We start from the raw sequence: 19,222 nt of genomic DNA, 5'->3' as shown, positions 1-19,222 counted from the left end.
GCGGGGTCGTGTGGTGCGAACCGCCGGGCGGACCGCTCGGCCCTGGCTCCCCCCCCCCCCCCCCCCCCCCCCCCCCCCCCCCCCGCCCCGTGTCGGATGCACCGACTACTGTTTTCCCGTTGGTGCTTGCGGGCGGGCGGGGGAAGAAAGCTGATGAGTCGTCGGTCGGGCGGATCGATCGGGGACTGGGCCGAGGCCCAGCGCCGGCAGCAGCGTACGCAGCTGATCCAGCAGCGTGAGGCCGAGCGCCGCCAACGGGCGTACGAGCGGGACGTGGCCCGGGGCCAGCGCGAGCAGCAGGCGGCCTACCGGCAGCACCGCGAGGCGGAGGCCCGGCGGCGTTCGGAGCGGATCGAGGCGGAAGTGGCCGCCCTGCAGGGCCTGCTGGCCGCGGGCTGCCGGGCCCCCGCGTTCCGGATGGCCGGGCTGGTGCGGCAGCCCGAGGTGCTCGCGCCGTTCAACCCCGGGAACCTGGCGCACCCCGTGCCGATGCCCCGCATCGAGCAGTTCCAGCAGCCGGGCGGCTGGCTGCCCGGCGCCGGCCGGCGCGCCCAGGCGGAGCGCGAGGCGCACGCCCGGTACACCCAGGCCTGGCAGGCGGCGCATGCGGCCGAGACCGAGCGGCGCCGGCAACTGGCGGTCTACCGGGAGCAGTACGACCGCTGGGCGGCCGAGCAGCACGCCGGGGTGCACCGGCACAACGACGGGCTGACCGAGCTGGCCTCGGCGCTGCGGGCGGGCGACGCCGAGGCAGCGGTCGAGTACTTCTCGGCGGCCCTGTACGCCTCCACGGCCTGGCCCGAGGCCCTGCCGCGCCAGGTCTCGGCGGCGTACGACCCGGCGGCCCGGCAGTTGGTGTTGGACTGGGAGCTGCCGCGCTACGAGGTGGTGCCGGAGGCCAAGTCGGTCCGGTACGTGCCGAGTACCGACCAGGACAAGGAGACGGCCCGCCCGGCCACCCAGCGGCGGGGCCTGTACCGGGACCTGCTGGCCCAGTGCGTCCTGCTGGTGGTGCGCGAGCTGTACGCCGCGGACGAGTTCGGCTCGCTGGACTCGGTGGTGGTCAACGGCTTCGTGGACGACCACGATCCGGTGACGGGCCGGGAGACCCAGCTCGTCCTGGCCACCGTGTCGGCCGCGCGCTCCGCCTTCACCGGGCTGCGGCTGGAGCAGGTGAGCGCGGTGGACTGCCTGGTCGAGGGGTTGCGCGGGCAGCTGTCGGCGCGCCCCGACCAGCTGACCGCGGTACGGCCGGGGCGCAGGCCGGCCGAGGTCGGCGGCGCGGCCGGCGTCGTCAGCCACGGTGGGCACGCGGCCGACGGCGAGGAGGAGCCCGACCTCTTCGCGATGGACCCGATCGCCTTCGAGAACCTGGTCGCGGAGCTGTTCCGGGCGATGGGCATGGAGGCGGTGACCACGCAGCGCTCGGGCGACGGCGGTGTCGACGTCGAGGCGCTGGACCCGGCACCGATCCGGGGCGGTCGGATCGTGGTCCAGGTCAAGCGCTACCGCAACACGGTGCCGCCGACGGCGGTGCGTGACCTGTACGGCACGGTCCAGGACGCGGGGGCCAACAAGGGCGTGCTGGTCACCACTTCGTCCTTCGGACCCGGGTCGTACACCTTTGCCAACGGCAAGCCGCTGGAGTTGGTTCCCGGGGCCGAGCTCGTGGAGCTCCTGCACCAGTACGGACTGCGGGGGCGCCTCGGCGGCGGGGGCGCAGGAGCCTCCGTACCGGCCCAGCGGACGCCGGAGCCGCCGCGGCCGCAGACGCAGCCTGCCGCGCCCCCGGAGCACAACGTGCTGGGCATGTCCTGGTCGGGCCAGGTCGCGCTCGACGTGTGCGCCCTGGTCTGCGAGGGCAGCCGGGTGCTGAGCGAGGACCACTTCGTGTTCTTCAACAACCCGTGCACGCCGGACGGTTCGGTACGCACCCGGGCACACTGCGCGCCGGACAAGGCCGCGCTGGAGGTCTCCTTCGAGGCGCTGCCGCAGCGCGCCGACCGCCTGGTCCTCGTCGCGGCGATCGACCCCGAGGCCGACCCGAACGCCGACCTGGCCGGCTTCACCGACGCACACGTGCGCCTGCTCGGCGCCGACGGCGAGGAGCTCGGCCGCCTGGAGGTCTCCGACGGCCGCGCCGGGGAAACCGCCCTGGTCCTCGGCTCGTTCCGGCGCCGGGCGAACGACGACTGGGACTTCGTGATCGGTGGCAAGGGCTACCGCGCCGGGCTGGAGGACCTCCTGCGCGAACACGGCATCGAGGTCGCCTAGGGAGTGTCGTCAAAGTGGCGTCGGCCGCCCTAAGGGCGGGCCCCGCCGGCCAGACGGGACTTTGACGACACGACCTACTAGTGCCGTGACCGGCAAGGTCCACCGGGTCGCGGCGCCCGGCACGGCACTAGCCGCGATCGGCTTCGGGCTCCGGCTGCGGCTCCGGCTCGCGTCGGGCCACGTACCGCAGGACGCCCCACATGCTCTCCGGGCCGAGCTCGCGCGGGGAGGGTTCGCGGCAGTCCGCGAGCCCGCCCAGGAGTGCGGGCCCGTCGGTGCCGGAGCCGATCAGGACGAGCTGCGTCAGGCGGGGCTCGCCCCGGCCCCAGGGCTGCGGGGCGAAGCGCAGGAAGCGGCCGACCGCGTGGACCTCGTAGCGCTCCTCGTGGCCGGGTACGCCGAAGTAGACGAAGCCCTTGATCCGGTAGAGCCCGGCCGGCCGGCGGTCCAGGAAGTCGATGAACCGCCTCGGGGAGAGGGCCTGCTCGGAAACGAACTCGACGCTCTCGTACGACGCGTGCGCATGGGCGCAGTGGTCGGCCTCGTGGTGGTGATCGTGGTCGCGGTCGTCCGCCTCGGCGAGCAGGTCCTCGAAGGAGAGCTGTCCGCGGGTCTGCGTCCACGGGCGGCGGTCGAAGAGCAGCTCGGGGTCGATCCGCCCGTGGTCGGCGCCGATGACCGGGGTTCCCGGAGCGCAGAGGGTAGCCAGTACGCCCTCGATGCGCGCCCGCTCGGCGGTGTCCACCCGGTCGGTCTTGTTGAGGACGACGAGATCGGCGACGGCGAGGTGGCGGTCGGTCTCGGGGTGCTTGACCCGGGTCGCGTCGAACTCCGCCGCGTCCACGACCTGCACCATGCCGCCGTAGCGGATGTCCGGGTTCTCGCTGGCCATCAGCATCCGGATCATCTCCTGGGGCTCGGCCAGCCCGCTCGCCTCGATGACGATCACATCGATGCGGTGGACCGGCGCGGCGAGCTTCTCCAGGTAGGCGTCCAGCTCGCTGCCGTCCACCGCGCAGCACAGGCAGCCGCTGCCGAGGGAGACCATCGAGTCGCCGACCTGGCCCGCCACCGACATCGCGTCGATCTCGATCGACCCGAAGTCGTTGACGACCACCCCGATGCGGGTGCCGCCCCGGTTGCCGAGGAGGTGGTTGAGCACGGTGGTCTTGCCGGATCCGAGGAATCCGGCGAGGACGACGACGGGGATGGCCTGCCTGCTGTTCACCCGCCCGATCGTAGCCAGTGCCGCCTCGGGTGCCCTCAGCCGAGCGGCGGCACCGGTTGGGGCGGGGTCGGTCCGGTGTACTGGGCGGCCGGTCGGATGATCTTCGGGTCGGCCGCCTGCTCCAGGATGTTCGCGCTCCAGCCGACCACCCGGGCCGCGCAGAACGTCGGGGTGAACATCTCGCGGGGCAGCCCGCACAGCTCCATGACCACGCCCGCGTAGAACTCGACGTTGGTGTGGAGTTCGCGGCCCGGCTTGAGCTCGGCGAGGATCCTCTCGACCTGCCGCTCGACCTCGACGGCGAAGTCGACGAGCGGGCCGCCGAACCGGGCGGCGATGTCCCGCAGCATGCGCGAGCGGGGGTCCTCGGTGCGGTACACGGGGTGCCCGAAGCCCATGATCCGGTCCCCGGCCAGCACCCGCTCGCGGATCCACGGGTCGATCCGGTCGGCCGTGCCGATGGCGTCCAGGGTGTCCAGGGCACGGCTGGGCGCCCCGCCGTGCAGGGGCCCGGAGAGCGCGCCGATCGCTCCGGTGAGGCAGGCCGCGATGTCGGCGCCGGTGGAGGCGATCACGCGGGCGGTGAAGGTGGAGGCGTTGAAACCGTGGTCGATGGTGGAGATCAGGTACTGCTCGACCGCACGGGCCCTGACCGGGTCGGGTTCCTCGCCGGTCAGCATGTACAGGTAGTTGGCGGCGTACGGGAGGTCCTCGCGCGGCTCCACCGGCTCCAGCCCCTGCCCGAGCCGGTGCAGTGCGGTGAGCAGGGTCGGTACGGCGGCGCAGGCGGCCAGCGCGTCGGCGGCCCGGCGCTCGGGACCGAGGTCGTACACCGGGCGGAAGCCGGCGCTGGCGCCGAGCAGTGAGAGTGCCGTGCGCAGCCCCGCGAGCGGGCCGGCCAGCGCGGTGGCGCGGGCCAGCGCGGGCAGGGCGTCCCGCACCTCGGCGGGCAGCCGGCGCAGCGGCGCGATCTCGGCGGCGAAGGCGGCCCGCTCGGCGGCGTCGGCCGGGAGCGTGCCGCGGAACATCAGCTGCCACACGTCCTCGAAGGTGCGGTGCGCGGCGAGTTCGACGGCCGAGTACTGGCGGTAGTGGTAGAAGCCCTCACGGCCCCGGACGTCGCCGAGCTGGGTCTCGGTGACCACGACCCCCGCGAGACCGCGCGGGGCTTTGAAGGTACTGGCGGTGGTGTTCATGGATCGACCATCGATGATTGATGGAATCCTTGTCAATATTGATTGAATCAACATATGTAGGGTGTCGTGCATGAACGAAGAGCGACGGCTCACCACCCGGCAGGCCGCCGAACTGCTCGGGGTGAAGCCCGCCACCGTGTACGCCTACGTCAGCCGCGGCCAGCTCACCAGCCGGCGCGACGCGGTCGGCCGGGGCAGCAGTTTCGACGCGCGAGAGGTGGAGGAGCTGGCCCGGCGCAACCGGCGCGAGGCAGCGGCCCCCGCCGGGGAGCTCTCCGTACGGACGGCCCTCACGCTCATCGAGCCGGACCGGTACTACTTCCGGGGCGTGGACGCCGTGGCCCTGGCCTCGCGCCACAGCTACGAGGAGGTGGCGGAGTGGCTCTGGACGGGCCGGCTCCCGCTCGGGGCGCGCTTCACGGCCCCCGCGGAGCCCCTCGCCGCGGCCCGCCAGGCGGTCGCCGCCCTCCCCGACCACAGCGGTCCGGTCGACCGGCTGCGCGTGGCGGTGGCCGCGGCGGCGGTGGCGGACCCTCTGCGCTTCGACCTGTCCGAGGAGGCCGTACTGGGCTCCGCGCGCTGCCTGATCCCCACGCTGGTCGGAGCCCTGCCCGAGGCCGGGCCGTCCGGGTGGCCGGGGGACGGCCGTATCGCCCGGCAGCTGTGGGCGCGGCTGACGGCGCGCGAGCCGGACCCGGACGCGCTGGCCGTGCTGGACCTGGCGCTCGGACTCCTGGCCGACCACGACCTGGCCGCCTCCACCCTGGCGGTACGGGTGGCCGCGTCGGCCCGCGCCCATCCGTACGCGGCGGTGTCGGCCGGCCTCGGCGCGCTCGAAGGGCCGCTGCACGGCGCGGCCGGCCGGCTGGCGCACCGGATGCTGGTGGAGGTCCTGGAGCGGGGCGGGGCCGCTCCGGTGGTGGCCGAGTACTTGCGTGCGGGCCGGCGGGTGCCGGGGCTCGGGCACCGGCTCTACAAGGGCGAGGACCCGCGCGCGCAGGTGCTCTTCGCCAGGCTGGAGGGCCTGCCGCAGGCCGCGCCCGCGCTGGGCGCCGCGCGGGAGGTCGCCGCGATGATGACCCGGCAGGGCGGGCTGCACGCCAATGTGGACTTGGCGCTGGCGGTGCTGACCGTGTCGTGCGGGATGGCGGCGGAGGCCGGGGAAACGGTCTTCGCGGTGGCCCGCACGGCGGGCTGGATCGCACACGCGCTGGAGGAGTACCAGGAACGGCCGCTGCGGATGCGCCCGAGCGGCGAGTACCACGGGCCCCGCCCGCCACAGCCGATGCCGTGACGGGCGGATCCCCCGCGGGGTGGCGGTCCGGCTGCGGCGTCAGGTCCGCAGCCAGACCGCCGTGTCCTGCGCGAGCAGCCCCGTGTCGTCCAGGGCGGAACTGCTCAGCAGGAGTCTGGTACCGGCCGGCAGCGCCACCGGCTCCGGCGAGAGGTTGACCATGCAGACCAGCCCGTCGGGGCGGTCGAAGGCGAGCACTCCGGGCTCCGCCCCGCGCCACCGGAGCGAGCCGCCGCCGAACCCAGCCGCGGCCCGCCGCAGCGCGAGGGCCGTGCGGTAGAGGGTGAGCATGGAGCCCGGGTCGCCGGCCTGGCGGTCCGCCGCGTACGCCGCCCAGTCCGCGGGCTGGGGCAGCCACGGGTCGTGCCACGGATCGGCGGTCCACGGCAGCGGCACCCGGCACCCGTCGCGCCCGGGGTCGACGCCGCCGGAGCGGAAGTGCATGGGGTCCTGGATCCGGTCGAGCGGTATCTCGGCTTCCGGCAGCCCCAGTTCCTCGCCCTGGTAGACGTACACGGCGCCGGGCAGGGCCAGCGTCAGCAGGGCCGCGGCGCGCGCCCGCCGGGTGCCGAGCGCCAGGTCGGTCGGGGTGCCGAAGGCCTTGGCCGCGAAGTCGAAGCCGGTGTCGGCCCGCCCGTAGCGGGTGACCGTGCGGGTCACGTCGTGGTTGCACAGCACCCATGTGGCCGGGGCCCCGACGGGCGCGTGCTCGGCGAGGGTCTCCTCGATGGAGGTGCGCAGCCGCCCGGCGTCCCAGGGGCAGCTGAGGAAGGAGAAGTTGAAGGCGGTGTGCAGCTCGTCGGGGCGCAGGTAGCGGGCGAAGCGCTCGGAGTCCGGCAGCCAGACCTCGCCGACGAAGACGGCTCCGTACTCGTCGGCGATGGCGCGCCATGAGCGGTAGATGCCGTGCAGTTCGTCCCGGTCGATGTACGGGTGGGTCTCCCCGGGCCAGGGTTCGGGCGAGCGGCCGGCCAGGTCGGGCAGCGCCGGGTCCTTGGCGAGCAGGGCCGCGGAGTCGATCCGTACGCCGGCCACGCCCCGCTCGAACCAGAAGCGCAGCACTTCCTCGTGCTCCCGGCGGACGGCGGGGTGGTCCCAGTTGAGGTCGGGCTGCTGCGGGGTGAACAGGTGCAGGTACCACTCCCCGTCCGGTACCTGCGTCCAGGTGGCGGCGCCGTTGAACTGCGAGGGCCAGTCGCCGGGCGGCAGTTCGCCGTGCTCACCGCGGCCGGGGCGGAAGTGGAAGAGCTCCCGCTCGGGGCTGCCGGGGCCGGCGGCCAGGGCTGCCCGGAACCAGGCGTGCTGGTCGGACACGTGGTTCGGGACGATGTCCACGATGGTGCGGATGCCCAGCTCGCGGGCCTCGGCGATGAGCTTCTCGGCTTCGGCGAGGGTGCCGAAGGCGGGGTCGATGGTGCGGTAGTCGGCGACGTCGTAGCCGCCGTCGGCCAGCGGGGAGAGGTACCAGGGGGTGAACCAGAGGGCGTCCACCCCCAGTTCGGCGAGATGGGGCAGGCGGGCCCGGACGCCCGCGAGGTCGCCGGTGCCGTCCCCGTCGCCGTCGGCGAAGCTGCGCACGTACACCTGGTAGATGGCGGCCGAGCGCCACCAGTCGGCGGCGTTTTCGGGCAGGGGAAAGTCGGCCACGGAGGGGTCCTTTCACGGTGTCCTGGTACGGAGGAGGCCGGGGACGGCGACGGAGGCCGGGTTCAGCCCTTGAGGGAACCTGCCGTCAGACCGCTCATGATGTTGCGCTGGAAGATCAGGAAGATGATCAGCGTGGGAGCGGAGGCCATCGCGAGGGCGGCGACGAGATGGTTCTCGGGGACTCCCCTGGCCAGCGAGTGGATGCCGACGTTGAGCGTCTGCAGGGCCGGGTCGGGGAGGGTGAGCATGGGCCAGAGGAAGTCCTTCCAGACGCCGACGACCGCGAAGATCGACACGACGCCGAGGACGGGCCGGGACATCGGCAGAACCACGGATCGCAGCGTGCGCAGGGCGCTCGCCCCGTCGATGGCGGCGGCGTCGAGGATCTCGCCCGGGATGGAGTCGAAGAACCGCTTCAGCAGGAAGATGTTGAAGGCGTTGGTGACGGAGGGCAGCCAGATCACCCAGGGCGAGTTGAGCAGGTTCCGCTGGATGAGCGGCATGTCCAGGACCGTGAGGTACTGCGGTACGACGAGCACGGTGGCCGGGATCATCAGCGTGGCCAGCATCATCCCGAGGACGGCCCTGCCGAACACCGGCCGCAGCTTGGACAGCGAGTAGGCGGCGGCCACGTCGAGCACGAGCTGGAAGGCCAGGGCGCCGAAGGCGTAGTAGAGCGTGTTGAGGAGCAGCTTGGCGAGGTCCATGACCTTCCAGGCCGCCGTGTAGTTGTCGGCGTGCAGCGAGTCCGGCACCAGGGTGGGCGGGACCTGCGTGAACTCCTGGGTGCTCTTGAGGCCGTTGGCGACCATCCAGTAGAGGGGCCCGAGGAAGACGAGGGTGAAGCCGACGACGACCAGGACGAGGACCGTCCAGTAGGCGATCTTGCCTCGGGTGCGGCCGAGTTGGGCCGGCGATATCAGCGTGCGCTCTGCCATGTGAGTGCTCCCGGTCAGTTCTCGTTGTCGCGGCTCAGCCGGACGTAGACGGCGGAGAAGCCCGCGAGCAGGACGAGCAGGCACAGGCCGAGGGCCGCGGCGCCGCCGTACTGGTTGAAGCTGAAGGCGTACTGGTAGATGAGGACGACCACGGTGGTGGTCGAGCCCTCGGGGCCGGCGCCGCCGGTCAGCATGAACGGTTCGACGAACACCTGCATCGTGGCGATGACCTGCATCAGCAGCATGAGCGAGAGGATGAGCTTGGTCTGCGGGATGGTGACGTGCCAGATCTTGCGCAGCAGTCCGGCTCCGTCGAGCTCGGCGGCCTCGTAGAGCTCGCCGGGGATCCCCTGGAGGGCGGCCAGGTAGATCAGCGTGGCCCCGCCCATGTTCATCCACGTGGAAGCGATGACGACGGACAGCATCGCGGTATCGGTGGATTGCAGCCAGTCTTGCGGCGGAAGGTGCAGGAATTCCAGGGCCCTGTTGAAAATTCCGAAACCGGGGTCGTAGAAGTACTTGAAGAGCAGGATCGAGGCCACCGGCGGCAGCATCACCGGCAGGTAGACGAGGAGCCTCAAGTACCCCTGGGCGTGCCGGAACTCGTTGAGCACGAGGGAGACGGCGAAGGGGACGGCGAAGCCGAGGACCAGGGCGAGTCCCGTGAAGAGCAGGGTGTTGCGCCAGGCCTGCCAGAAGTTCGGGTCGCCGAAGACGTAGCGGAAGTTCTCCCAGCCGACCCAACGGGTGGCGCCGCCCTCGGTCTTCTGGAAGGCCAGCAGGAACTCCCGGACCATCGGGTACCAGGAGAAGAAGGAGAAGCACAGGACGGCGCCGATCAGAAAGCCGTGGGCCGTGAGGTTCCGCTTGACCGCCCGGAGGAATTCCTCGCGGGAGGTACCGGACAGGGTGGGGGCCGACATCGCCGCTCCTTGGTGGTCGCCGTCTGCACGCGGGCGGGTGCCCGGGGCAGGGTGCCCGGGGTGGGTCCGGGCCGGGGAGGGCCGCCCGAACCCCCGCCCGGCCAGGGGCCGCTACTGGTTGGCCAGCACCTGGTTGACCGCCTTCTCCGCTTCGGCGAGGAGCTGAGCCGGGTCGGCGTCCTTGTTGGTCAGGACACCCGACATCACCTTGTCGAGGACCTTGTAGACCTCCTGGGCCTTGGCCGGCTCCGCCTTGCCCGCGACCGGGTTGTCCAGGAAGGACTTGAAGTTGGCCACCGGCATCGTGGCGCTCGCCGCCTTCAGCTCGTCGTCCTGGGCCTTGCTCGCCCCGGTGAAGAAGGCGGGCTGGGGAAGGCCGACCGGCAGGCCGTCGGCCTTGCTGCGGTCGTACTGGAACTGGCCCTTGCCGACCGCGAGGGTCTTGAAGTTCAGCCAGGCGACGGCCGCCTTGATCTTGTCGGGCGAGCTGCCCTTCTTGATCACGTAGCCGTTGCCGCCGGCCAGGGTGGCCGCGCCGCCGGGCATGGGGCCCATGCCGAAGTTCTCGTACTTGGCACCGAGCTGCTGGACCATGTACGTGATGTCGTCGGGGGCTGCGAGGAACATGCCGAGCTTGTCGGAGGCCATCTGCTTCTGCAGGTCACCCCACTTGAGCAGTTGGGTCTTGCCCATGCTGTCGTCCTCCCAGCGCATGGCGTGGAGGTTGTCGACGATCTGCCTGCCCGTGGCGTTGTTGAAGGCGGCCTTGCCGTCGGCGCCGACCACGTCGCCGCCCAGGCCGTACATGGCCGCCGTGTAGTGCCAGCCGCCGGTGTTCTCGACGCTGTACTCGCCGTAGCCCGCGGTGCCGTTGCCCAGGGCCGCGATCTTCTTGGCGGCCGCGCGGACCTCGTCCCAGGTGCGCGGCGGGGTGTCCGGGTTCAGGCCGGCCTGCTGGAAGAGCTTGCGGTTGATGAGCAGGCCCATCGTGTAGTTGCTGGTGGGCAGGCCGTAGAGCTTGCCGTCCCGCTTGAGGACGTTCAGGACGTTCTTGTCGATGTCGTCGAACGCCGGGACCGACTTGGCGGTGGCGTACGCGGAAATGTCCTCGGCCCCGTCGTTGTCCAGCACCTGCTGCAAGTCGGTGAAGTAGGCGTAGAAGACGTCCGGCTGGGACTTGGCCTTGAGCATCGCGGTGAAGCGCGGGGGCTCCAGGCACTGGCCGGGGGTGGAGCGGCCGTCGATCGTCACGTTCGGGTAGGTCTTGTTGAACTCCGCGACGTCCTCCTTCCACTGCTTGAGCTCGGCCGCCTTCGCCGCCGGCGGCATGCAGTCGATGGAGATCGTGACCTTGGTCTTCGGGTCGAGCGGGGCGGAGGCGTCGGTGGAACCGCCGGCCGGCTGCTCCTTCTTGGCGGCGCCGCTGCTGCTCGTACCGCAGGCCGCGAGGGCCGTGACGGCGAGCGCGGAGACGAGGGCGGCCGCGGTGGCACGGCGGATGTCGGTTCTCATCGGTGGTCCCCTTCGAGCATCGAGCAGGAGGCGTGGAGTCAGGTGCAGGGGCGAGCGCGGCACACTCAACCACCACCCACAGATGAACGCAATATCTCGCGCAGATTTCGGAAGACTTTGACAGTCAGACGCCGGACAGGTGGGACGCAGAACGCAAAACAGGGCTCCGGAAACGTCCGTCGGACGTTTCCGGAGCCCTGTCGTCCGGGGTGCGCAGCCCCGGTGCCGCTACGCGGTCGGGTTGCGCGGGGCCTGCGCGGTCGAGCCGCGGACCACCAGCTCGGGCTCGAAGAGCAGCTCGCCGGGCTGCACGGCGGCGCCCTGGATCTGCGCGGTGAGCAGTTCCACGGCCGCCCGGCCCATGGCCTCGATGGGCTGTCTGACGGTGGTCAGCGGGGGCTCGGTGCAGTTCATGAAAGCCGAGTCGTCGTAGCCCACGACAGAGATGTCCCGGGGTACGCCCAGCCCCCGGCGGCGGGCCGCCCGTACGGCTCCCAGGGCCAGCGGATCGCTGGCGCAGATGATGCCGGTCACCCCGCGGTCGAGCAGCCTGGAGGCGGCCGCGTGCCCGCCCTCCAGGGAGAACAGGGCGCGCTCCACGTGCTCGGCGGGCAGCTCGGAACCGGCCGCGGCGGCGACGGTCTGGGCGGCGACCAGCTTGCGCAGGGAGGGGATGTGGTCGGGCGGGCCGAGCACCAGGCCGATGCGCTCGTGGCCGAGGGAGGCGAGGTGGCGCCAGGCCTGCTCGACGGCCACGGCGTCGTCGCAGGACACGCACGGGAAGCCGAGGTCCTCTATGGAGGCGTTGATCAGCACCACCGGGACCTTGCGGTCGGACAGCAGCCGGTAGTGCTCGTGCGGGGCGTCGGCCTGGGCGAAGAGGCCCCCGGCGAAGACGACGCCCGACACCTGCTGCTGGAGCAGGAGTTCGACGTAGTCGGCCTCGGAGACTCCGCCGGTGGTCTGCGTGCAGAGGACCGGGGTCAGCCCCTGCTGAGCCAACGCACCGCCGATGACCTCGGCGAAGGCCGGGAAGATGGGGTTCTGGAGCTCCGGGAGGACCAGGCCGACCAGCCGGGCGCGCTCGCCCCGCAGCTGGGTGGGGCGCTCGTAGCCGAGGACGTCCAGGGCGGTGAGCACGGACTGGCGGGTCGCTTCCGAGACGCCCGGCTTGCCGTTGAGCACCCGGCTGACCGTTGCCTCGCTGACCCCCACCTTCTTCGCTACCTGAGCAAGTCGTCGCGTCATGGGCGCAAGAGTAGCGCAAGGAATGCAAATTCCTTGCAGATCGATTACAGCCAGTTTGAGGTGAAGTCTCGGTCATGCGGGTGCCGCCCGGGAAGACCCCGGGCGGCACCTGTGACGCCTGTCCGCTAGGGCAGTTGGTTGATCTTGAAGGTGGTGGTCGTGTTCCGCACGTCCACCGCGTTGTCGCTCAACTTGAGGTTGTGGATGGTGACCTCACCGACCGCCGGACCCTGCCCCGCCTCGGGCATCTCGTTGGCCCAGAGGCCGAAGCCGGACTTGGCGTCGTAGGCGTCACCGCTCTTCTTCGCCCCGGTGATGGTGATGTCCTTCAGGATGGTGTCCTTGATGGGATTGACCGGCTGACCGCCCACGTACTGCGTCTGGAACATGATTCCGCTGTACGTCGGGTCGATGATGTCGACGTTGTTGATCCGGATTCCCTGGAACACCTTCGACGCCGAGAAGATCCAGATTCCGGGGAAGGTCTGTGCTCCCCAGAAGTGGCCGCCGGAGCGGACGATCGAGATGTTCTCGAAAGTCGTCGGCTCCGTCCCGAAGCCGTTCATCGGATACCCGAAGTCCAGCGAGCTGATGGTGATGCCCGAATAGACGAGGGTGTCGGCGATGTAGACGTTGCGGAAGGTGTTGTCGAAGCCGCCGTACACGGCGACCCCGGCCGCGCGCCAGGTCAGGATCGCGGTCAGGTTCTCGTAGACGTTGTTCTTCATGTCCGCGCCGCCCGCGTCGATCGCGGAGAAGAGCGCGAAGCTGTCGTCGCCCGTGGACCGCGCCTCGTTGTTGGCCACGAGGTTGTCCGTGCTGCCGTTGGTCATGTTGATGCCGTCGGCGAACGTGTCGCGGATCCGCGAGTTCTTGATGGTGATCCGGTCGGTGTTGGCGCCCCAGTACAGGCACACCGTGTGCTCGTCCCAGATGTTGTCGATGGTGATGTCGGTGACGTTGGAGAAGTCGAAGACCTTGCCCGGTCCGTCGATCCTCGACGTGTAGTTGCCGAAGTAGGCGAAGCCCGCGAAGGACGAGCCCTTGGCGGTGCCCTCCGCGCGCCAGCCGATGTCGGTGTTGTCCTGGGAGGCCGGGGCGTGGAAGCGGGTGAACCACGGTCCGGCGCCGACGACCTGCACGGACTTGCCGTACACCTGGAACTTGGCGGCCGTCTGGTACTCGCCCGGCGGCAGGTAGACGCCGACGAGCTTGCCGGTGGTGTCCATCCGGACCTTGTCCAGGGCGTTCTGCACGTCCTGGTGGGTGAAGCCGGCCGGCTCGGTGTAGGTCGCCGGGTCGGGGTTGGGCGCCGCCGAGGCCTGCTCCAGGCTCACGAAGTCGATGGCGTAGGTGGAGGTGTTGGACGCGTCCTTCTGGAGGCGGATCCTGCTGCCCTGCGGGACCGTCTCGCCCAGCAGGATGTTCGCCTCGTCGTAGATGTGGCGCGGGGCGCCCGCGCTCGGCGCGTTGCCGGGCGAGGCCTCGGCCCCGTACAGCCAGGCGTACTTGGAGGTCAGCGGCAGGGCCTTCCTGAGGGTGCCGTTGACGTAGACGTTGATGGTGGAGTCGATGCCGCCGCCGCCCGGGGCGTCCGGGATGGAGAACCGGGTGACCAGGGTGTTGGTGGCTGCCCTGGTGGTGAACTCGACGTACTCGCCGGTCGCGTCCAGGTTCACAGCCCTGCGCCCGGAGGCCTCGCCCGCGATGTCGCCGATCGTGCGGTTGGGCCCGACCACACTGGCCCCGCCGCCGACGACCCCGTCCTCCGCCTCGTACATGTCGAAGGGCATGTTCGCCCCGCGGCCCACGAAGAAGGGCTTGGTGGAGGTGTTGTTGCCGCGCTTGACCGGCAGTTCGTTGGCGTCGTCGGCGAGGACCACCTTGACGGTGTACTTGCCGTTGGCGGCCGTCCAGTTGCCGAGGGCGATCGGGGCCGTGGAGGCACCGGCCGCGAGGGCTCCGCCGAAGGATCCGGCCAGCGTACGCACGATGGCGCCGCCGGCGTCCTGCAGGGTGAGGGTGACGTTGTGCGTACCGGAGGCGGCCGCCACGGTGCCCTGGTTCCTGACGGTGACTGCGAAGTCCACCGACTGGCCCGCGGAGGGGGCGCCGGGCGACCAGGTGACGGCCGAGGCGACCAGGTCCGAGCTGTCGACCGGCCTGACCACCAGCGGGGAGCCGGTGAAGGTGTTGTTGGTGTCGTTCTGCTCGATGACCGCGTTCGCCTCGTCGACGATGGCGTCGAGCGGGTACGAACCCGCGTCGCGCTGCCCGATGCCGGCGGTGACGGTGACCGTGGCCCCCGCGGCCAGGGCCGGGACGGCGGCCGAGGCGGCCTTCGCGCCCCCGAGCCGGAAGGCGACCGCGGTTGCGGCGGCCGGGGCCGGCCCGCTGTTCTTGACGGTGGCGGACAGGGTGACGGAGTCCGACTCGACCGGGGCGGCCGGGCTCGCGCCCAGTCCGGTGATCTCCAGGTCGGGATTGGGCGCCGGGACGCCGATGACCTGGAACTCCGCGATCTGGCCGTTGGAGGAGCCGGTGTTGGAGGTGAAGCGCAGCTGGACGTCCGCGACGCGGGCGGTCAGCGGGATGGTGACGGTGTTGCCGGATGCCGGGTCGAAGGCATAGTCCTTCGCCGCGACGAGGCCGGTGGCCCCCGGGGCGCTCTGCTCCCTGCCGAGGACCTCGATTTTCTGGGTACGCGCGCCCCAGCTGCTGTCCGGGTTGAGCTTCAGCACGAGGCGGTCGACGTCCGCGTTGGCGCCGAGCCTGACGGTCAGCGTGCTCGGGTAGGCGCCGGCCGCTCCCTCCCAGTAGGTGGCGGTGCTGTTGTCGTTGGCATTCTCCGCGACGAAGGTGTGGATCACGGAGGAGCCGGTGACGGGCTTGCCGACGGCCAGGTTGGAGCCGCCGCCCCCGCTGCCGTTGCGGGTCGCGGAGTTGCTGTCGCCGGAGCGGTTGCCGGCCGCGTCCTTGGCCCGCACGAAGTAGGTCACGGTCGCGCTCGCGGGCTGGCTGTCCGTGTACGTGGTGGCGTTGCCCGCGACCGTGGTGCGCAGCACGTTGTTGGCGTACACCTCGTAGCCGGTGACGCCGACGTTGTCGGTGGAGGCCTGCCAGGCGAGCTTGACCTGGCCGGCCGCTGGCTCGGTGAGGGTCAGGGAGCCCGGGACGGTCGGGGCCTGGGTGTCACCGGTGTCGCCGGCGCGGGTCACGCTGTTGCTGTTCGGCGACTGGTTGCCGGCCGCGTCCCTGGCGCGGACGTAGTAGGTCACGCTCGCGCCGGCGGGCTGGGTGTCGGTGTAGGTGGTGGCGTTGCCGGCGACGCTCGTGCGCAGCTGGTCGTCGGCGTAGACGTCGTAGCCCGTGACCCCGGTGTCGTCGGTGGAGGCCTGCCAGGTGAGCTTGATCCGGCCGGTGGCCGGCTCGGTGTACGCGAGCTGGGCCGGGGCCGTCGGTGCCTGGGTGTCCCCCGTCTGCGGGCCGTAGATCTCCAGCTCGGAGAGCTGGCCCCCGGGCTGCACGGAGTTCGCGGATATCCAGACGCGGAGGTGGCGGGTGGTCGCGGCGTCGAAGGCGATGGTCACCGCGTTCGCCCCGGCGGCGTTGAACTCGTACGTCCTGGACGCGGTCAGGTCGGTGTAGTCCGTGCCGTTGGCACTGCCCTGGATCTTCAGGGTCTGGGTGCGGGCGCCCCAGTTGTCGGGCAGCCGCAGGACCACCCGGGTCACGCGGACGGAGGAGCCGAGGTCCGCCTGGAGCCACTGGGGCATGGCGTTGTTCACGCTCTCCCAGTAGCTGGCCGTGCTGCCGTCGTTGGCGTTGGCCGGGACGTAGACCTGGGTGCTGCTGCTCGCGGTCAGGGTCTTGCCGAGCGCCAGGTTCGTCGAGGACTCGCCGGCGGCGTGGACCTCCAGCTCGGAGAGCTGGGCGGCCTGCCAGCCGGTGTTGGCGGTGATGTTGATCCGGACGTACCGGGTCTGTGAGGCCGGGAAGGCGATCGGGACGACGTTTCCGCCGCCCTGGCCGAAGGCGTACGTCGCCGAGTTCACCAGGGTGCTGTAGCTGGTGCCGTCGGCGCTGCCCTGGACGGACAGCGTCTGGCTGCGGCTCTCCCAGGCGGCGGGCAGCTTGAGCACCACCTGGTCGACGCGGGTGGTGGCGCCGAGGTCGGTCTGCACCCACTGCGGGAAGGTGCTGCCGGCGCTCTCCCAGTACGTGGACTGGTTGCCGTCGGTGGCGTTGGCGGCCGCGTAGGCGCCGTTGGTGCTGCTCGCGGTGGCGGGCCTGCCCGCCGCGACGCTCGGTCCGCCGGCGGCCGCGGCGTGCAGAGCGGGCCAGCCCAGCATCAACAGGGCTGCGCTGATCAGGACGGCCAGGGCCCGCCGTCTCCGGTTGTGCCTTCTCATATGTCCTCGTCCCTCGACATGAACTTTCTGAGCCAGGTGAGACAGGAATTTGCGTTGTGCGGTGCGAGAGTTGCAGAGGTTTGCCGGGTCGTCTACCTTCCGGACCGCATTTTTATGCCCTCATCACTTGCGCAAGCTGGGCGCAAATCACGCAAGCCATTTGCGTACACGCTGGAAATTCCGATTACGCCCGAACCGCCCTACCGTTCGTACACATGCGGTCCCTGCGGTTCCTCCACATGAGCGCTCGGCGCCTCGGGCTGCCCAGACGGGCCGTCTCCCAGATTCTGCTCACCCAGCTCGCCATCGCCGCCGGAGTGCTGCTGCTGGCCACCGGGCTCTTCCTGGCCCCCCTGAGTGCACAGCTCGACGACCAGGCCATGCGGCGTGCTCTGGCCATCGCCCAGAGCGCCGCGGCCGACCCGGAGCTGGCGTCCGGCCTCCTGCGCTCCGGACCCGCCGCGGACGGCCCGGTGCAGGCCGGCGCCGAGCGGATCCGGCGGGCGACCGGAGCCGAGTACGTGGTCGTCCTCGACCTGGACGGCATCCGCCGCTCCCACCCCAGCTCCGACCGGATCGGACTGCCCGTCTCCACCGACCCGAGCGACGCTCTGGCGGGCCGCGAGGTGATGGAGATCGACGAGGGCACCCTGGGCCGCTCCGCGCGCGGCAAGGTCCCACTGCTCTCCGCCGACGGCGAGATCATCGGCGCGGTCTCGGTCGGCATCGCCTACGACAGCGTCCGCGACCGGCTGCTCGGCGCCATCCCCGGCCTGCTCGCGTACGCGGGCGGCGCCCTGGCGGCAGGCGCGCTGGCCGCCGTCCTGCTGGCCCGGCGGATCCAGCGGCAAACCCGCGACCTGGCCTTCTCGGACATCGCCGGGCTGCTGGCCGAGCGCGAGGCGATGCTCCACTCCATCCGCGAGGGCGTGATCGCCCTCGACCCGGACGGCCGGATCCGCCTGGTCAACGACGAGGCCGCCCGCCTGCTCGGCCTCTCGCCCGACCACGCCGAGGCCGTCGCGGGGCGTGCGCTGGACGACGTACTCGGCGCCGGACGCACCACCGACGTACTGGCCGGCCGGGTCAGCGGCCGCGACCTGCTCACCGTGCAGGGCCCACGGGTCCTGGTCGCCAACCGGATGCCGACCGAGGACGGCGGGGCCGTGGCCACCCTGCGCGACCGCACGGAACTGGAGCACCTGAGCCGCGAGCTCGACTCCACCAAGGGCCTGATCGACGCCCTGCGCGCACAGGACCACGAGCATGCCAACCGCCTCCACACCCTCCTCGGCCTCCTGGAGCTCGGCCTGCACGAGGAAGCCGTCGAGTTCGTGACCGAGGTCGTCGGAGTGCACCGCAGCACCGCCGAACAGGTCACCGAGAAGATCCACGACCCGCTGCTGGCCGCCCTGCTGGTCGGCAAGGCGACCGTCGCGGCGGAGCGCGGCGTCCCGCTGCGGCTGGCCCACGCCGCGCACCTCCCCGACCGCCTGGTCGACCCCGGCGGCCTGGTCACCATCGTCGGCAACCTGGTCGACAACGCCCTGGACGCCGCGGTGGGCTCGGCGACGCCCCTGGTGGAGGTGGACCTGCGCACCGAGGGCCGGGCGGCGGTACTGCGGGTCCGGGACAGCGGGCCGGGCATCCCGCCGGACCGGCGCGAGGAGATCTTCACCGAGGGTTGGTCGACCAAGCAGCCCCGGGCCCTGCGCGAGCGCGGGCTGGGTCTCGCGCTCGTACGCCGCCTCGCGGAGCGGCAGGGCGGCACGGCCGTGGCCGGTGAGGCAGCGGACGGAGGGGCGGAGTTCTCCGTCGTACTCCCGGAGGCCCTGCGATGAACGGGACCGCGAGCAGGGTTTTCACCGTATTGGTCGTCGACGACGACATGCGTGTTGCCCGGATCAACGCGGCCTACGTGGAGAAGGTTCCCGGTTTCCGCGTGTCGGGCCAGGCCCATTCGGCCACCGAGGCCCTGGAGTTCCTGTCGGCCCACCCGGTGGACCTGATCCTCCTGGACCACTACCTGCCGGACGAGAACGGCCTCGACCTCGTACGCCGGCTGCGCCAGCTCGGCCACCGGACCGACGTGATGATGGTGACGGCCGCCCGCGACCTGGCCACCGTCCAGGCCGCCATGCGCCTCGGAGCCCTCCAGTACCTGGTCAAGCCCTTCACCTTCGCCGGCCTGCGGACCAGGCTGGAGGCCTACGGGGCGCTGCGCCGGACCCTGGAGACGGGCGGCGAGGCCGAACAGGCCGAGGTGGACCGCATCTTCGGCGCCCTGGCCGCGGCCGGCACCCCGAACGAGCTCCCCAAGGGCCACTCCCCCACCACCGCGGAACTGGTCCGCCAGGTCCTGCGCTCCGCCGAGGGCCCGCTGTCCACCCAGCAGGTCGCCACGCGCGCGGGCATCAGCCGCCAGACCGCCCAGCGCTACCTGAAGCTGCTGGAACGCACCGGCCGCGTCACCCTGGCCCTCCGCTACGGCGAAACGGGCCGCCCAGAACACCTCTACTCCTGGTGCCCCTCCTAGATCCCTCCCGGAGC

Annotated in this window: 12 protein-coding genes; 4 read left to right on the top strand and 8 right to left on the bottom strand. The window is 71.5% G+C overall.

Going from position 1 to position 19,222, the window contains the following annotated elements:
* Positions 1-153 precede the first annotated feature (153 nt).
* On the top strand, positions 154-2,274 hold the full coding sequence (locus ACZ7GJ_RS24240; protein ID WP_470754614.1) for a restriction endonuclease: 2,121 nt from the start codon (positions 154-156) through the stop codon (positions 2,272-2,274).
* Between the two features lie 127 nt (positions 2,275-2,401).
* Here ACZ7GJ_RS24240 and ACZ7GJ_RS24235 read toward each other — a convergent pair whose 3' ends face one another.
* A complete protein-coding gene (locus ACZ7GJ_RS24235) occupies positions 2,402-3,502 on the bottom strand; it encodes a CobW family GTP-binding protein (RefSeq protein WP_470754612.1) in 1,101 nt (366 codons plus the stop codon).
* Between the two features lie 35 nt (positions 3,503-3,537).
* Entirely contained in the window at positions 3,538-4,698 is a 1,161-nt protein-coding gene (locus ACZ7GJ_RS24230) for a citrate synthase (protein WP_470754611.1), read from the bottom strand.
* A gap of 70 nt (positions 4,699-4,768) precedes the next feature.
* On the opposite strand from ACZ7GJ_RS24230, the gene ACZ7GJ_RS24225 reads away from it, so the two are divergent.
* Positions 4,769-5,992 (top strand): citrate synthase, encoded by a 1,224-nt coding sequence (locus tag ACZ7GJ_RS24225; RefSeq protein ID WP_470754610.1) that lies wholly within the window; start codon positions 4,769-4,771, stop codon positions 5,990-5,992.
* Positions 5,993-6,031: 39 nt separating this feature from the next.
* Here the strand turns inward: ACZ7GJ_RS24225 and ACZ7GJ_RS24220 are convergent, their stop codons facing one another.
* From ACZ7GJ_RS24220 to ACZ7GJ_RS24195, 6 genes are all read right to left on the bottom strand, one after another.
* Positions 6,032-7,639 (bottom strand): glycoside hydrolase family 13 protein, encoded by a 1,608-nt coding sequence (locus ACZ7GJ_RS24220; protein ID WP_470754609.1) that lies wholly within the window; start codon positions 7,637-7,639, stop codon positions 6,032-6,034.
* Between the two features lie 62 nt (positions 7,640-7,701).
* On the bottom strand, positions 7,702-8,577 hold the full coding sequence (locus ACZ7GJ_RS24215) for a carbohydrate ABC transporter permease (RefSeq protein WP_470754607.1): 876 nt from the start codon (positions 8,575-8,577) through the stop codon (positions 7,702-7,704).
* Positions 8,578-8,591: 14 nt separating this feature from the next.
* Positions 8,592-9,500 (bottom strand): carbohydrate ABC transporter permease, encoded by a 909-nt coding sequence (locus ACZ7GJ_RS24210; protein ID WP_470754606.1) that lies wholly within the window; start codon positions 9,498-9,500, stop codon positions 8,592-8,594.
* A gap of 111 nt (positions 9,501-9,611) precedes the next feature.
* The gene (locus ACZ7GJ_RS24205) at positions 9,612-11,012 is read right to left on the bottom strand and encodes an ABC transporter substrate-binding protein (RefSeq protein ID WP_470754605.1); all 1,401 of its coding nucleotides are present in this window, start codon (positions 11,010-11,012) and stop codon (positions 9,612-9,614) included.
* 228 nt (positions 11,013-11,240) lie between these two features.
* Positions 11,241-12,260: a LacI family DNA-binding transcriptional regulator gene (locus ACZ7GJ_RS24200; protein WP_470754602.1), complete on the bottom strand. Its 1,020-nt coding sequence runs from the start codon at positions 12,258-12,260 to the stop codon at positions 11,241-11,243.
* A 125-nt stretch (positions 12,261-12,385) separates the two neighbouring features.
* Positions 12,386-16,672 (bottom strand): discoidin domain-containing protein, encoded by a 4,287-nt coding sequence (locus ACZ7GJ_RS24195; RefSeq protein ID WP_470754600.1) that lies wholly within the window; start codon positions 16,670-16,672, stop codon positions 12,386-12,388.
* 239 nt (positions 16,673-16,911) lie between these two features.
* On the opposite strand from ACZ7GJ_RS24195, the gene ACZ7GJ_RS24190 reads away from it, so the two are divergent.
* Both ACZ7GJ_RS24190 and ACZ7GJ_RS24185 read left to right on the top strand, forming a co-directional pair.
* Complete coding sequence (locus tag ACZ7GJ_RS24190) at positions 16,912-18,513, top strand: sensor histidine kinase (RefSeq protein ID WP_470754596.1); 1,602 nt, start codon at positions 16,912-16,914, stop codon at positions 18,511-18,513.
* Entirely contained in the window at positions 18,510-19,208 is a 699-nt protein-coding gene (locus ACZ7GJ_RS24185) for a response regulator (protein ID WP_470754592.1), read from the top strand. The genes ACZ7GJ_RS24190 and ACZ7GJ_RS24185 overlap by 4 nt, the downstream gene beginning before the upstream one ends.
* Positions 19,209-19,222 lie beyond the last annotated feature (14 nt).

The organism is Streptomyces sp. NPDC037242, assembly GCF_055604165.1.
This window is presented reverse-complemented; position numbering and strand designations above follow the sequence as displayed.